General features: G+C 57.3%; 13 protein-coding genes, 1 tRNA gene and 1 pseudogene. 6 read left to right on the top strand and 9 right to left on the bottom strand.

The window, feature by feature from the left end:
- Positions 1-132, top strand: a pseudogene (locus BMY36_RS19480) (IS5/IS1182 family transposase); the annotation flags it as partial.
- 174 nt (positions 133-306) lie between these two features.
- Here the strand turns inward: BMY36_RS19480 and BMY36_RS19485 are convergent.
- Positions 307-462 carry a resolvase gene (locus BMY36_RS19485; protein WP_139194005.1) on the bottom strand — a complete coding sequence of 52 codons (156 nt, stop codon included), beginning with the start codon at positions 460-462 and terminating at the stop codon, positions 307-309.
- Between the two features lie 405 nt (positions 463-867).
- Between BMY36_RS19485 and BMY36_RS10420 the strand changes: the two genes are divergently transcribed.
- The 4 genes from BMY36_RS10420 to BMY36_RS19490 all read left to right on the top strand — a co-directional run bounded on the left by BMY36_RS10420 (position 868) and on the right by BMY36_RS19490 (position 4,758).
- The gene (locus BMY36_RS10420) at positions 868-1,830 is read left to right on the top strand and encodes a hypothetical protein (RefSeq protein WP_050519874.1); all 963 of its coding nucleotides are present in this window, start codon (positions 868-870) and stop codon (positions 1,828-1,830) included.
- Between the two features lie 1,145 nt (positions 1,831-2,975).
- Complete coding sequence (locus tag BMY36_RS10430; RefSeq protein WP_050519872.1) at positions 2,976-3,563, top strand: pentapeptide repeat-containing protein; 588 nt, start codon at positions 2,976-2,978, stop codon at positions 3,561-3,563.
- 617 nt (positions 3,564-4,180) lie between these two features.
- On the top strand, positions 4,181-4,579 hold the full coding sequence (locus BMY36_RS10435) for a transcriptional regulator (RefSeq protein ID WP_050519871.1): 399 nt from the start codon (positions 4,181-4,183) through the stop codon (positions 4,577-4,579).
- The gene (locus tag BMY36_RS19490) at positions 4,576-4,758 is read left to right on the top strand and encodes a hypothetical protein (RefSeq protein ID WP_050519870.1); all 183 of its coding nucleotides are present in this window, start codon (positions 4,576-4,578) and stop codon (positions 4,756-4,758) included. The genes BMY36_RS10435 and BMY36_RS19490 overlap by 4 nt, the downstream gene beginning before the upstream one ends.
- A 115-nt stretch (positions 4,759-4,873) precedes the next feature.
- Here the strand turns inward: BMY36_RS19490 and BMY36_RS10440 are convergent, their stop codons facing one another.
- The 7 genes from BMY36_RS10440 to aspS form a co-directional block, all read right to left on the bottom strand.
- Positions 4,874-5,104 carry a helix-turn-helix transcriptional regulator gene (locus tag BMY36_RS10440; protein ID WP_074818706.1) on the bottom strand — a complete coding sequence of 77 codons (231 nt, stop codon included), beginning with the start codon at positions 5,102-5,104 and terminating at the stop codon, positions 4,874-4,876.
- 339 nt (positions 5,105-5,443) lie between these two features.
- Positions 5,444-5,519 (bottom strand) — tRNA-Phe (locus BMY36_RS10445).
- 75 nt (positions 5,520-5,594) lie between these two features.
- Positions 5,595-5,774, bottom strand: coding sequence for a DNA gyrase inhibitor YacG (locus BMY36_RS10450; RefSeq protein WP_050519869.1), 180 nt, complete (start codon positions 5,772-5,774; stop codon positions 5,595-5,597).
- Positions 5,771-6,805, bottom strand: coding sequence for a ribonuclease E/G (locus BMY36_RS10455; protein WP_050519868.1), 1,035 nt, complete (start codon positions 6,803-6,805; stop codon positions 5,771-5,773). Before BMY36_RS10455 ends, BMY36_RS10450 begins: the two co-directional genes overlap by 4 nt.
- Entirely contained in the window at positions 6,802-7,380 is a 579-nt protein-coding gene (locus BMY36_RS10460; protein ID WP_050519867.1) for a Maf family protein, read from the bottom strand. The genes BMY36_RS10455 and BMY36_RS10460 overlap by 4 nt, the downstream gene beginning before the upstream one ends.
- A 2-nt stretch (positions 7,381-7,382) precedes the next feature.
- Positions 7,383-7,601 carry a translation initiation factor IF-1 gene (infA, locus tag BMY36_RS10465; protein ID WP_028913995.1) on the bottom strand — a complete coding sequence of 73 codons (219 nt, stop codon included), beginning with the start codon at positions 7,599-7,601 and terminating at the stop codon, positions 7,383-7,385.
- 97 nt (positions 7,602-7,698) lie between these two features.
- Positions 7,699-9,576 carry an aspartate--tRNA ligase gene (gene aspS / locus BMY36_RS10470; RefSeq protein WP_050519866.1) on the bottom strand — a complete coding sequence of 626 codons (1,878 nt, stop codon included), beginning with the start codon at positions 9,574-9,576 and terminating at the stop codon, positions 7,699-7,701.
- A 360-nt stretch (positions 9,577-9,936) separates the two neighbouring features.
- Here aspS and carB point away from each other — a divergent pair, with 360 nt between their 5' ends.
- The gene (gene carB, locus BMY36_RS10475; RefSeq protein ID WP_050519887.1) at positions 9,937-13,266 is read left to right on the top strand and encodes a carbamoyl-phosphate synthase large subunit; all 3,330 of its coding nucleotides are present in this window, start codon (positions 9,937-9,939) and stop codon (positions 13,264-13,266) included.
- Positions 13,267-13,332: 66 nt separating this feature from the next.
- Here the strand turns inward: carB and BMY36_RS10480 are convergent, their stop codons facing one another.
- On the bottom strand, positions 13,333-13,974 hold the full coding sequence (locus BMY36_RS10480) for a sulfotransferase family 2 domain-containing protein (RefSeq protein ID WP_175469280.1): 642 nt from the start codon (positions 13,972-13,974) through the stop codon (positions 13,333-13,335).
- Between the last annotated feature and the right edge of the window lie 363 nt (positions 13,975-14,337).

Genomic DNA, 14,337 nt, shown 5'->3' on the forward strand with positions numbered 1-14,337 from the left:
AACGACATGGGCGGCACCCTCGTGCGCACGATCGGTCTGGTTCGGGCCAAGGCCAAAATCGGGATGAAGAATCTCACCTACAACATGCGCCGTCTCGCCCAACTGGGTCGCATCAACCCTCACCCAGCCTGAAACACGGGCGAACACAGACGCAGATCATGCTGCGCATCGCCAAAAACGGCCCTGAACCGAAGGTCCGCGAAGCGAAATGGGCAGCACATCATCAAACCCAAGGCAACACTCTGTCAGTTGAAGGTCGCTGACGCGCTTTGGGCGGAACCTGCTATCCCGTTGCCGCGAAAACAGTCAAAAATCGAGGTGCCCTAGGAGCTGAATACCGCGTGCCTTGCAGCACTCGATGATGCGTTCTGCTTGAACAGTTAGGGCATCGTCGATCACGTCCTGCTTCTCTGTAGACACTCTGATGTAACCTACTGCTTTTAAGTCTTTATATCTGCTCATGTTCAGGTGTTTCCTTATGTGCGTGGGTGGGTCGGCATTTGCATACGGTTGGTCTTAGCGTTTTCGCTAAAACTAAGGACACCCATGCTCAGAAATCTGTACATTTATGGACCCAGGTTTGGTTGTTCATTTTGGCTCTTCCGGCGTGTCACAGCCGTTTTGAATAATTCGTGGTGCCAAGGCTTAAGGCGACAGCTCGCGTTCGTCAATAGATTATTTATATCGCTATATCATCAATATTATTTATGTTGACCGCAGGCTATCTGCTTGATACCAGACTGAAGAAGAGACGTTGACGACTTGCTTCCGTTACGAAGAGGTTTGCCGAGAGATCCGTCCCCAAACGACCTCAGTCACTCTCTCAGTGAATGGGGTCACGAAACCGATCACTAAGGCATCGAAGCCATGAAGGAATACAATGTGAGCAAAGACCGGAACGCGACGTACAGTTGGGAAGAAATCGAAAATGACATTCGCGAAGCTGTTTTGGCGTTTGCGTCGATGATCGCCTTTGCAGGTCCAGACGAAGGTGTTGCCTGCACGTTTCTCGGTATCGACAAGGACCAAACTGACTGGCACACACTATCGACCAACGCGGATCAAGCATTCCCGGTTGAGCGACACAAACTTTATAAACTGGCCGTCCGTGCTTATGATCACGCGTATCAACTCGGCGATGTTGATTTCCACGCCTCTGGGGCGGTCGACCCTTTCAATGAAGAGTCGTATGAAGTTCTTATGATTTTGCAGGGGTATCCGAGGTCGGATCAAAACGGCGACTTTTCGCCATTTGAGCCCCGCTCGAATAGCCCTTTGAGAAATATGCTCGAGACCGCGTATGCACGTTGGGAGCTCGAGCATGGCAATGATCTGTCGATTAGGCAGTTGGCATTGCTGTCAAATATGACACTCCCCGCTGTCAGGACGTCAATAAGCAAAGAAGGCATCAAGACAAAACAGATCATGCTCTCGAAGGAAGCCCTCAAGAGCTTACCAGAAGAAGAGCGATTGGGACGTGTAGCTTCTGAGAACGCTTTGTCTTGGCTTCGCGGTCGACGTGGCTTCATACCGACAATTAGCACCGCTGGAACGGCGCGTATGGAAGTCCTGTGGCCAGCGTTCTTAAAGCCAGGCGCTGACATAATGGAGGGGGTACAAAAGGCCATCAAAGTGCTGAAGCCTTCGATTGCCGCCCTTGCCAGTGAGGCAGAGGTGGAAGGCGAATGGCTGGAAGGTCTGCTTGGTGACACGCCGGTCGCACTTGATCTCGACGCGCTGCAACGCCTCGCGAAGGCACTTCGTGCGCCGACACCCGCTTTCGTGGGTGGGTTGGTTCAGGAACTTTTGGTTAGGCAGAGCAACGCATAGCGAAATCTTCACCGCGCAATGGTGAATAGCTCATCTGATCCTGTCACGGTATGGAGGGCTAGGCCGCAAACACCATGAAGCAGGCGAACCGAGCCGACGTATCAAACCTCCACACTTTCGTTCGCGACACATACCACGTCGTCGTCAGCCCATCACGCTTCACACGTAATACCATCGGCGGCAAAATCGACAGTCACACCAAGCGCTAGCGACTCCGCCAGACTCACCAGGGCGGCCGCCAGAGCACGTCCTCTCTTCAAGATTAACTTGGTGTAGCAGCCATAGCAGCGAACGCGCCTAGTGCCCCCCCTATGAGCCGCGGCGATGCTCGAGCACATGATGACTCGCAATCTTTTTGCGATAGCGAAGCCAGCCCTGAGGTTTAACACTGCAAAAGGTGGGGGAACACCTTGGTTCTCGAACGTCGCCGGTCCGGTCATCACCAAATCTATGACACAAGAGCTGCCAGGCTTAGGATGCGAAACCTGTGCCCTTCAATCGTATGGAACCTGTTTGGAGTTGTGGCTAAACGATCGCAAGCGACACTGGTTCTCCTAGTTTTCGATTGCAGTTGATCTGATTTTGATCCGATGGAATCATCGATATGAACGCCGTTCACAGACAGCTTTTCGGCAAAAACCGCGTATGAACCGGTTTTTGTCAACATGTGCGCTTATCGAAAGTGCGTTTCGGCCAATGAAACAAGGGGGTTTTGTGCGGCGGTGAGTTTACAAAAGCTCAGCACTCAGCCTAAAGCGCAACAAGATTTAGGCGTTTTGCACACTCAAAGTTGACAAAAATGGCTCTTTTCGGGCATTTGTAAACCCGTCAGCGGCCATTTGTAAACACGCCGCAACACGCAATTGACCATTTACACGAAGGGCGGATTGCGGACCTTCGCTGCAAGCGCGACCCATCCATCCTGAGGGGTTGGAAACCGACATTCAAGCCACCCCAAACTGGGCTTAACGCTGCGCTACCGCAAGTCTGCTTCGAGCCCAAGTGCATTCGTGGAGCTTGCCTATCTGGCCTCCCAATCCCGCAAAACGAAATTGGATATCCAGACATCCAATTGAGTGCTAGCAACGGTTCAGGCACGCCAATTTTGGTAGAGCTGGGGATTGCCCACAAAAGGATTAGCTTTCATGAATTTTACTACAAGCCTTAAACGCACCAGCATCTACGCCGCAACAGTTGTACTTTCACTCGCCGCAACAACCGCTAACGCAGCCTGCTCGGACCCAGCTGCACCGAGGGTTGATTGGAGCGGGTGCGACAAGTCTGGCGCGCAGCTGCGCCACGCGGACCTGCAAGACGCGAACCTGAGCAACGCCAAGCTGGAAGGCGCGGACCTGAGCGGCGCGGACCTTTGGAGCGCGGACCTGAGAAGCGCGGACCTGAGCAACGCGTACCTGAGCAATGCGTACCTGAACTACGCGGACCTGAGAAGCGCGGACCTGAGCAACACGAAACTGATCGACGCGAACCTGACCAGCGCGGACCTGAGCGGCGGGGACCTGCAAGGCGTGAACCTGTTCGCAGCGGTGCTGCCCTTCGCGAACCTGAGCGGCGCGAACCTGAGCGGCGCGGACCTGAGAAGCGCGAGCCTGGGCGGCGCGGACCTGACTGGCGCTACCCTGAGCGGCGCGGACCTGAGCGAAGCGTGGCTGATGGGGGCGACGTGGACGGACGGCCGGACGTGCGGCGAGGGTTCCATAGGTTATTGCAATTAGAGTCGGCCTGACGGACGGGGCCGTGACGGAGAGCTCAAGCTTGAGACATCTGCGCCCTAAATAGCCGCGCCCGCCCTCCAATCGGGAAGGCGGGACCAGTGCCATCTATGATTGCGGCCATGCTAGTTGTCTTACGCGTTCTGGTCCCCGCGTCCAAGTTGGCCCCACCCCAACCACTGGTTCAAAACAGCGACGCGCCATTGTGTGTCCGGTAATGATGCGCATGAACATTGGCCGAGTGAGAAAGCCCGCCAATCTTCGGGCCGTTTCTGCAGCGCAGCGGATTGGTGCTTTGGCCGCAGACCGACATTTGAGCCGACAAAATGCTGCGTGATGCACGAATGTCTCCTTCGGTGGGCCGCGTTGCAGCAACTTAAAGAGGCTGTGAAAGGCTGCAATGGGCCGTTCGCGTCGAATACTGCGCCACTACTTTCCTTCTATCGCCACAGCCTGGAGGGTTCTTCACTAAAAATATCTGCGGCAGCCCGAGCCATCCCCATCACATACGCACACCCTTCTAGGACTTCGACCTTTTTTCAAAGTCCCTCTGTCCCCCCACAGGCATCCGTCACTTTGCGCTCTATTAGCTTATATCAAACAGCAAAGTGAGAAGAACAATGAAACACCCACACGCACATACCGCAGCCACGCAGTTCATCAATGCGCGCATCGACGCCATCAGTCATCGCAAATCGCAACAACAGATGGCGCAAGACGCGGGATTCAAAAACTCGAACATGATCACACAGCTTAAACAAGGCTCAACGAAGATCGCGTTAGATCGCGTGCCCGGATTGGCAAAAGCGCTTGAGGTTGATCCGGCCCTTCTGATGCGGCTCACGCTTGAGCAGTCTGTCGGCAAGACATCAGCGGCGGCGTTGATCGCGTGCTTTGGTTCGCCCGTAACCGCAAACGAACAGGGCTGGCTTGACGAACTCCGCGATGCATCAGACGGCAGCGACCCAAGGCTGACAGGACGAGCCCGCACAACCTTGCGTGGGGTGTTCGGTAAATGACTGACACGCCCTTCACAACACCGCGCCACATGGTCCCGAACTGGGAGGACCTGACCGAGAATGAAAGAGGTTGGATCGAGTTCATCCGTATCATCTCGGGTGGTCGTGACCCAGGTATCAACCTTGAGCGCGTACAGGCACTGAGAGAGGTGCTGGAGCGCAAGTACAGCAAGAGGTGACCAACAGAGAGGTGTGGTGTGGCGGCTCGTCCCGTAGGGGCTGTGTATAGGGCGGTGCAGCCATTCCCCGCCCTGCTAGCTTACCAGAAAAACAAGCAAAAACGGGCTCACTTCGTTAACAGGCAATCTGAAAATCTAGACGCTCAACAAAGCAGGTCTCCAGTGTGTTTTCATGCGCTTGGATATCTGCAACCCGCCAACGTGTGCAGCCGCTGCTCAGTTTGTAGGCTTTGGGAAAGCTTCCTTTGCGTTTCCAACGCCAAATGCAGTCGACAGAAACTCCGTAGCGTTCTGCGAGTTGTGATACGGACAAAAATGGCGACTCGTCTGTTGTTACTTCTTTCACGTTAACTTCTTCCTTGCTTGGCGACCGAGAAACGGCATTGTGACATGCATTCTCTTAGTTCAAACTTAGTTGAATGTACTTTAGGGAACGGCTCTTTTTTTGTTTTTCTGCCGCGGAAGAATAACGATGGCACCCGTTTGAGCTTCGAACCCAGGTCGACAAGATTTTTGTGTGGCGCAGAGTTTGCCACCAAAGACACAACGAATATAGAATTCTACAGGCGCACAGATCGTTACTACCAGATGACTCTTGTAGCCCATATGTAGCCCAGAACCGCAAACAATGCCTGACCTGCGAATGAAGCCGCGCAACATATCAAACAATATCAATGAGATGAAGTGGTGCCCGAAGACGGATTTGAACCGCCGACACGCGGATTTTCAATCCGCTGCTCTACCAACTGAGCTATTCGGGCAACTTTGGGGGTATTAGGACAGCGCGGGGGGGCTGTCCAGAGGAATTGCGCAAAAAATTACGCGGTGGGTGCAAATTACTGCTGGGGCAGCGGGGGGTGGTTTGGGGCCTCGTCGTCGTCGTCCTCGGCTGTCACTGCGGCGGGGATGGCGTAAGACCCATTCAGCCATTTGCCAAGGTCAATATCAGCGCAGCGGCGCGAGCAAAAGGGTGCGTATTTGGCATCGCGGTCGCGGGCGCAGATTGGGCAACTCATGCCAACACCTCTGCCAACGTCAAACGGTCGCGTTTGCGCACCAATTCATACAGGCCCAGAGTGGTCCAACCGACAAGGCTGGTTTCCGCCGCCTCGCCCTTGAACGCGGCGCGCAGCACTTGGTCCAGCACAGCGCGGTCGCGTTTGGGCATGGGGGCGAAATCCACCACGATTTGCCCGCCAAGCCCGCGCAGACGCAACTGGCGCGGCAAATCGCGGGCGGCGGCGATATTGGCCTTCAGGCCTGCGGCGGGCGTGGTGTCGCCCCCTGTGTTCACATCCACCGCCAACAGCGCGCGGGTGGGTTCCACCATCATATGCCCATCACCCGACAGATCGACGCGCGGTGTTAGCAGGGCGTCGATCATCTCCAACACGCCACAATCGGCAAAACCGCCTGTCAGCACCTCATCGGGGGCCGGGTCCGCCCAGTCGCGCCAGGCTGTGTCATGCGCAGATGCGCCTTCAACCAGCAGTTCGGGGCCGCCTTGGGTGTCGGCCAAAACCGCCTCGGCCAGCGCGCGCATGGTGGCGATATCGCCCGCAATTTCATCTGCATCCGCGCTTTCGCAAGCGGAACGCAATATCAGGCCCAGCGTGTCGCCGACACCCGCCATGGCGGTATCAGCAATGGCTTGCAGGTCGGCGCGCAAATCGTCGTCCTTGACGCGGCGCGAAATGTTCAGGCCCGGCGCGCCAGGGGTCACAATCGCATAGCGGCTTTTGAACAACAGGCGCGTGGTGACGGGCACGGCCTTACCCCCTTCGGCGGGGCCGGTGACCTGCACCAATAGGCGCGCGCCCGGCGCGATGCCTGCGGTTTGGCGCAAAAACCCCATCTCGGACGGAAGTTTCACGAACACCCCGCCTTGGCCCTTCATCGGCCGGTCGGCCACAACGCGGTAAATCGCACCGGGCAGGGCCGCATCGGTTTCAGGGTCAATCAGCAGGTCTTGCAACACGCCGTCCACCATCAGGGCGGCGGCGGGGCGGCCTTGCACCTCGTCCAGAATAACAATGCGGCCTTTCATGGCTGCTCCTTCCAAATCGGGTATCCTGCGGTGCCCAGCATCGCGGCAGTTTCCGCCACGGGCAGGCCCATGATCCCGGTGAACGACCCCGAAATCCACGGGATAAACGCACCCGCCAACCCTTGAATACCGTAACCGCCCGCCTTGCCCTGCCAGTCGTTTGACGCAAGGTAGGTGTTCAATTCAACATCCGACAATCGCTTCATTTTGACAGCCGATGCCACCTCGCGGGTCCAGATTTTGTCGCCACGCCGCACGGCCACGGCCGTAATCACCGAATGACGGCGACCGCCAAGCGCCAGCAAAAACTCCGCAGCTTGGCCTGCATCCACAGGTTTTCCCAAAATCCGGCGGCCCAGCGCCACGGTGGTATCGGCGCACAGCACGATGTCATCCGCATCGGCCACCACTGCCATCGCCTTGGCACGAGCAATCCGCGCGCAATACGGGCGCGGCAGTTCCACCTTTAAAGGCGTCTCATCAATATCGGGGGGCAGCACCGCATCGGGCACCACGCCAATCTGCGCCAGCAGGTCCAACCTGCGCGGACTGGCCGAGCCGAGGATCAGCCGCATGATTACTTGAAGCGGTAGTTGATACGGCCTTTGGACAAATCGTAGGGGGTCATTTCCACCTGCACCTTGTCACCTGCCAACACGCGAATACGGTTTTTGCGCATTTTGCCTGCCATCACAGCGATCAATTCATGGCCGTTCTCAAGTTCGACCTTGAATGTCGCATTGGGCAAAAGTTCCTTAACGACACCGGGGAATTCGAGAATGTCTTCTTTGGCCATGGTCACTCCAATAGTGTTTAGCCCGCAAAGATGCGGGCTTTTGCGGGCATATGCGCCCATATGTCCTGATTTTCAAGCGCTAATGCGCCGCAGCCCGTCATTCCTTGGGGATGACGCGCAGATGCAGGTCACGCAATTGCTCATTTGTTGGCTCTGATGGGGCGTTCATCAGCAGGTCTTCGGCGCGCTGGTTCATCGGGAACATGATCACCTCGCGGATGTTCGCCTCATCCGCCAGCAGCATCACGATGCGGTCGATGCCCGCTGCACACCCGCCATGGGGCGGCGCGCCGTATTTGAACGCCTTGACCATACCGCCAAACCGCTTGTTCACCTCATCATTGGGGTAACCCGCCAGTTCAAACGCCTTGTACATAATTTCGGGTTTGTGATTGCGGATACCGCCCGAAATCAGCTCATACCCATTACAAGCAAGGTCATATTGATAGGCATAGACGTTCAGCGGGTCACCCTGCAGCGCCTCCATCCCACCTTGCGGCATTGAAAACGGGTTGTGGCTGAAGTCGATTTTGCCATCGTCGGTTTTTTCAAACATCGGGAAATCGACGATCCACGCAAAGCGGAAGGTGTCTTTTTCGGTCAGGCCCAACTCATTGCCAATCTCATTGCGCGCACGCCCTGCGACCGCTTGGAAGGTTTCGGGCTTGCCACCGAGGAAGAAGGCGGCATCGCCAACACCGAGGCCGAGTTGCTGGCGGATAGCTTCGGTGCGTTCGGGGCCGATGTTTTTAGCGAGAGGTCCTGCGGCAACCGAATTGCTGGACCACTTACCAAGTTTGCGCGCAACCCGTTCGTGCCACGCTTCTTTGGCTTCGCCTTTTTCTTGTGGATTCTGGATTGCGTCAAAGACGATGCCCTCGCCGTAACCTTCTTCACGCCAGAAGATATAGCCCATGCCCGGCAGGCCTTGCTGTTGCGCAAAGGCGTTCATGCGGTCGCAGAATTTGCGGCTGCCGCCTGTGGGCGCGGGAATGGCGCGAATCTCGTTGCCTTCGGATTCGAGGAGTTTGGCGAAAATGGCAAAGCCGGAGCCGCGGAAATGTTCCGATACGTCCTGCATGATGATCGGGTTGCGCAGGTCGGGCTTGTCCGATCCGTACCATTTCAGCGCGTCGTTGTAGGCGATCAGGGGCCAGTTTGTGTCGATCTTTTTACCCTTGCCGAACTCCTCGAATATCCCTTGGACAACGGGTTGCACGGCGGCAAATACATCCTCCTGCTTGACAAAAGACATTTCAATATCAAGCTGATAGAAGTCGGTTGGCGAACGGTCTGCGCGCGGGTCCTCATCGCGGAAACAGGGCGCGATCTGGAAATATTTGTCGAAACCCGACACCATGATCAACTGTTTGAACTGCTGTGGCGCTTGCGGCAGGGCGTAAAACTTGCCGGGGTGCAGACGGGATGGCACCAGAAAATCTCGCGCGCCTTCGGGGCTGCTGGCCGTGATGATCGGGGTTTGGAATTCGTTGAACCCTTGGTCCCACATCCGGTTGCGGATGGACCGCACCACGTTGGAGCGCAGCATCATATTGGCGTGCAATTTGTCGCGGCGCAGGTCAAGGAAACGGTAGGTCAGGCGCGTTTCCTCTGGGTAATCCACCTCGCCAAACACAGGCATCGGCAACTCCTCTGCCGCGCCCAACACTTCCATTCCGCGGGCGTACACCTCAATTTGTCCGGTTGGCAATTTGGGGTTCACCAGCGCCGCATCGCGCGCTTTGACCGTGCCATCAATGCGAATGACCCATTCCGCGCGCACTTTATCCAGATCGGCAAACGCCGGGCTGTCGCTGTCGGCGATGATTTGTGTGATGCCGTAATGGTCGCGCAAATCAATGAACAACACGCCGCCATGATCGCGGACCCGATGCACCCAGCCGGACAGGCGGATATCTTGCCCCACGTTGGCGGCGTTGAGTTGGGCGCAAGTGTGGCTGCGGTAAGCGTGCATGACGGATCCCTTTCCAAGGGCTGGTTTTGTGTTAGGCGTGATACACATCGCGCGGGCGGTGAAGTCAAGTCCACAAGGGGAAAGATGGGCCCGTAAAGGGAAACGGGCGGCCACCTTCGGGGGCGTTGAGCCCCCGCGCGGCGGCTTTGGCGCGTGGGGCCAAGGTTGGGCGCAAGGGTTAAGCACGGGCCACGTGGGAGCGTTCGGTTTTAGGTATTTTTGCCAAGATGAATGGGAAAGCGCGGTTCCGGGCGGGCATGGCCGATTTTACTCGATTCCGCCCTTGCACCCCGGCCCATGCTGGCTATAACCCGGCAAGTTTTGCGCGGAATTTGGGCGCATACCAGCAGGAGAATGGCCATGCCGAAAAGAACCGACATCACATCCATCATGATTATCGGTGCGGGGCCCATTGTGATTGGGCAGGCGTGCGAGTTCGACTATTCCGGGGCGCAAGCGTGCAAGGCGCTGCGTGAGGAAGGGTATCGGGTGATTTTGGTCAACTCTAACCCTGCGACGATCATGACCGATCCGGGGTTGGCGGATGCCACCTATATCGAGCCGATCACGCCAGAGGTTGTGGCCAAGATTATTGAAAAAGAGCGCCCCGATGCGTTGTTGCCCACCATGGGCGGGCAGACGGGCTTGAACACCGCGTTGGCGCTGGCCGATATGGGTGTGTTGGAAAAGTATAATGTAGAGCTGATCGGGGCCAAGCGCGCTGCTATTGAAATGGCAGAAGATCGCAAGTTGTTTCGTGAGGCGATGGACCGCATCGGGTTGGAAAACCCCAAAGCGACGATCATTGCCGCGCCGAAAATGGCCAATGGCAAGTATGACATCAAGGCCGGTGTGGCCGAGGCGATGAGTGCGATTGAATATGTGGGCCTGCCTGCCATTATCCGCCCGGCGTTTACGCTGGGGGGCACCGGCGGCGGTGTCGCTTATAACCGCGATGATTATGAGGCGATTTGTCGGAGTGGCCTTGAGGCCAGCCCGATGGCGCAGATTTTGGTCGACGAATCCCTGCTCGGTTGGAAAGAGTTTGAGATGGAGGTGGTGCGCGACACTGCCGACAACGCCATCATCATCTGCGCGATTGAAAATATTGACCCGATGGGGGTGCATACCGGGGATTCAATCACCGTGGCCCCTGCCCTGACCTTGACCGACAAAGAATACCAGATCATGCGCAACGGTTCCATCGCCGTGCTGCGTGAAATTGGGGTGGAAACCGGCGGGTCCAACGTGCAATGGGCGATCAACCCCGCCGATGGGCGCATGGTGGTGATCGAGATGAACCCGCGGGTGTCGCGGTCATCCGCGCTGGCGTCCAAGGCCACAGGGTTTCCGATTGCCAAGGTCGCGGCAAAGCTGGCCGTCGGCTATACGCTGGATGAGTTGGACAATGACATCACAAAGGTCACGCCCGCCAGCTTTGAGCCGTCGATTGACTATGTCGTCACCAAAATCCCGCGCTTTGCGTTTGAGAAATTCCCGGGGTCCGAGCCGCATCTGACCACCGCGATGAAATCGGTGGGTGAGGTGATGGCGATTGGCCGCACTATCCACGAGTCGATGCAAAAGGCACTGGCGAGTTTGGAAACTGGGCTGTCGGGGTTTGACGAAATCGCCATCCCGGGCGCGCCAGACCGTGCCGCCGTGTCGATGGCGCTGGCCAAGCAAACCCCAGACCGCTTGCGCGTGATTGCCCAAGCGATGCGCTTTGGCTTTTCCGATGATGAGATCAACCAGATCACCTGTTTCGATCCGTGGTTTTTGGCCCGCATCCGCGAGATTATGGATGTGGAGGCCGACGTGCGCCGCGATGGGTTGCCCACGCAACCCACCGCCCTGCGCCGCCTGAAAATGCTGGGCTTTACCGATGCGCGGCTTGCCACCCTGACGGGCCGCGATGAAGGCCAAGTGCGCCGTGCACGCCGCAACCTTGGCGTCAACGCCGTGTTCAAACGCATTGACACTTGTGCCGCGGAATTTGAGGCGCAGACGCCTTATATGTATTCCACCTACGAATCGCCGGCGATGGGTGATGTGGAATGTGAGGCGCGGCCTTCCGATGCCAAAAAAGTGGTCATTCTGGGTGGTGGCCCAAACCGCATCGGCCAAGGAATTGAGTTTGATTATTGCTGCTGCCATGCCTGCTATGCCCTGACGGCGGCGGGGTATGAAACCATCATGATCAACTGCAACCCCGAAACGGTTTCGACCGATTACGACACCAGTGACCGCCTGTATTTTGAACCGCTGACACTGGAACATGTGCTGGAAATCCTGCGCGTGGAACAGGAAAACGGCACCCTGCACGGGGTTATCGTGCAATTTGGCGGCCAAACCCCGTTAAAGCTGGCCAATGCGCTGCATGATGAAGGTATCCCCATCCTCGGCACCACGCCCGACGCCATTGATCTGGCCGAGGACCGCGAGCGTTTTCAGCAACTGCTGCACAAACTGGGCCTGAAACAACCCCATAACGGCACAGCGCGGTCGCGCGATGAGGCGTTCGCCGTGGCCAAGGATGTCGGCTACCCGCTGGTCATCCGCCCCTCCTTCGTTTTGGGCGGCCGGGCGATGGAAATCATCCGCGATGACGCGCAGCTGGAACGCTATATCCGCGAGGCGGTGCAGGTTTCCGGCAATAACCCCGTGTTGCTGGACAGCTATCTGTCGGGTGCTATTGAGGTGGACGTTGATGCGCTGTCTGATGGGCACAACGTGCATGTCGCGGGTATCATGGAACATATTGAGGAGGCGGGGGTCCATTCGGGCGACTCAGCCTGCTCCCTGCCCCCGCATTCCCTGTCCCCTGCGGTGATTGCGGAGTTGAAGGTGCAAACCGTTGCCATGGCCCGCGCGTTGAACGTGGTCGGCCTGATGAACGTGCAATTTGCGCTGAAAGGCGACGATATTTATGTGCTGGAGGTGAACCCGCGCGCATCGCGCACTGTGCCCTTTGTCGCCAAAGCGACCGACAGCGCCATTGCGTCAATTGCGGCCCGGCTGATGGCAGGCGAGCCGTTGTCAAACTTTCCGCTGCGCGCGCCTTACGCGGCGGGCGTTGGCCCCGATACCGACCTGCCGCTGGCCGACCCGAACACGCTGGCCGACCCGATCACCCCGTGGTTTTCGGTCAAAGAGGCGGTTTTGCCCTTTGCCCGTTTCGCAGGCGTGGACCCTCTCTTGGGCCCAGAAATGCGGTCGACCGGAGAGGTGATGGGCTGGGATCGCACCTTCCCGCTGGCGTTCCTAAAGGCGCAAATGGGCGCAGGCAACGACCTGCCGCTGGAAGGCCGCGTGTTCTTGTCGATCAAGGATATGGACAAAACCGATGCGATGGCAGCCGCTGCGCGCGATCTGGTCGCAATGGGGTTCGAAATTGTGGCAACCAAAGGCACGGCCATGTGGCTGGAAACCGTTGGGGCGGCATCAACACTGGTAAACAAAGTTTATGAAGGCCGCCCGAACATCGTGGACCGCCTGAAAAACGAAGATATTGCGCTGGTTTTGAACACGACCGAGGGCACGCAATCTATCCAAGACAGCCGCGAAATTCGCCGCGTGGCGCTGTTTGACAAAATTCCGTATTTCACGACCGCTGCAGGGTCGATCGCCGCCGTTTCCGCGATGAAGGCCCGGGGTGAAGGGATTGGCGTGCGCACCTTGCAGGGCTAACTCCTGCCGGGCGGGTGGGGCAAACGTCCCCCCTGCCCGGTTGCGCGCGACCCGTTGGATGCTGCGTTATTGAAACGAAAACGTGTCGTAATCTGCTTTGTAAGAATCTTTGATGTTTTGGACCAAACCCGCGCTTAGGTCCTGCACTTTCATTTTATTACCGCTGCCTTGCTCGCGCTGCAAAACAAAATCCTTGCCCGTTCGGGCAATCAGTTCGGCCCGAAAAACCTCCAGCTCATTCATCTTGAACAGCCGGTCGTAATACCCGGCATCATTGCCCAAAAAGAACACATGCGGTTCGGTGTGATGCTTGATCGAACTGGACAGGGAGCGGTACAGGTCCATCTTTTCGACAAATTCGGCAAAAGATGGCCGCGGCGTGGCCCCCTTTTCCAGATCCTCCGCCGAAATCATAGCGGCGTCCAATTCCCCAAGGTTCAAAACCCTGTTCACATAACAAGACAGCAAGCGGTGAACAGGCTCGCGCAGCACTGCCGTTTTCCAATACTCTGCCGCCACCGCCGGGTTTTTCGGCTTGAACGCCGCGCTGGGATAGCAGGTGTGGATATGAAAAGGCTTGCCGTTTTTGATCGAAGGCTCAAACGCCTCACCATTTTGCAAAAAATAAAATGCAAATTTTAACGACGTGCAGGCGTTTTTGGGCACCGCCGTGTATGTGATTTTTGGCTCGGACAAAATAACGGGCATGGGCAGCATATATCCTTGTGGGACCACCCCAGGTTCAAGCCAAGCGCAACGGCGGATTGGCCTTGGCGCAGGGTCTGTTCTGGGCAATCGCGGTCTATCGTGACGCGCGGTCAATACCCGCCGCACCAACCAAGTGCAAGCATGGCACACCAACGCACTCTGCGCTGCCCCCTTGACAAAACCAAAATTTCTCCCCATCTGGCACTTATCCGAGTGCCCGTGCCGCGTGAGCATGTGAACGGCCCGGATGTTGGTTCCCACCGTCACGCAGGGGTTCCGCGGTGCCGACGGGGTGCTTGCAGGGGCAGGTATCCGAGGCGCGCGCCGCTCCCTTTTGGCCGCGATGGTGCGGCACAGGTGTGC

This window comes from Pseudorhodobacter antarcticus (assembly GCF_900110135.1).
In the GTDB taxonomy this organism is placed as follows: Bacteria; Pseudomonadota; Alphaproteobacteria; order Rhodobacterales; family Rhodobacteraceae; genus Pseudorhodobacter; species Pseudorhodobacter antarcticus.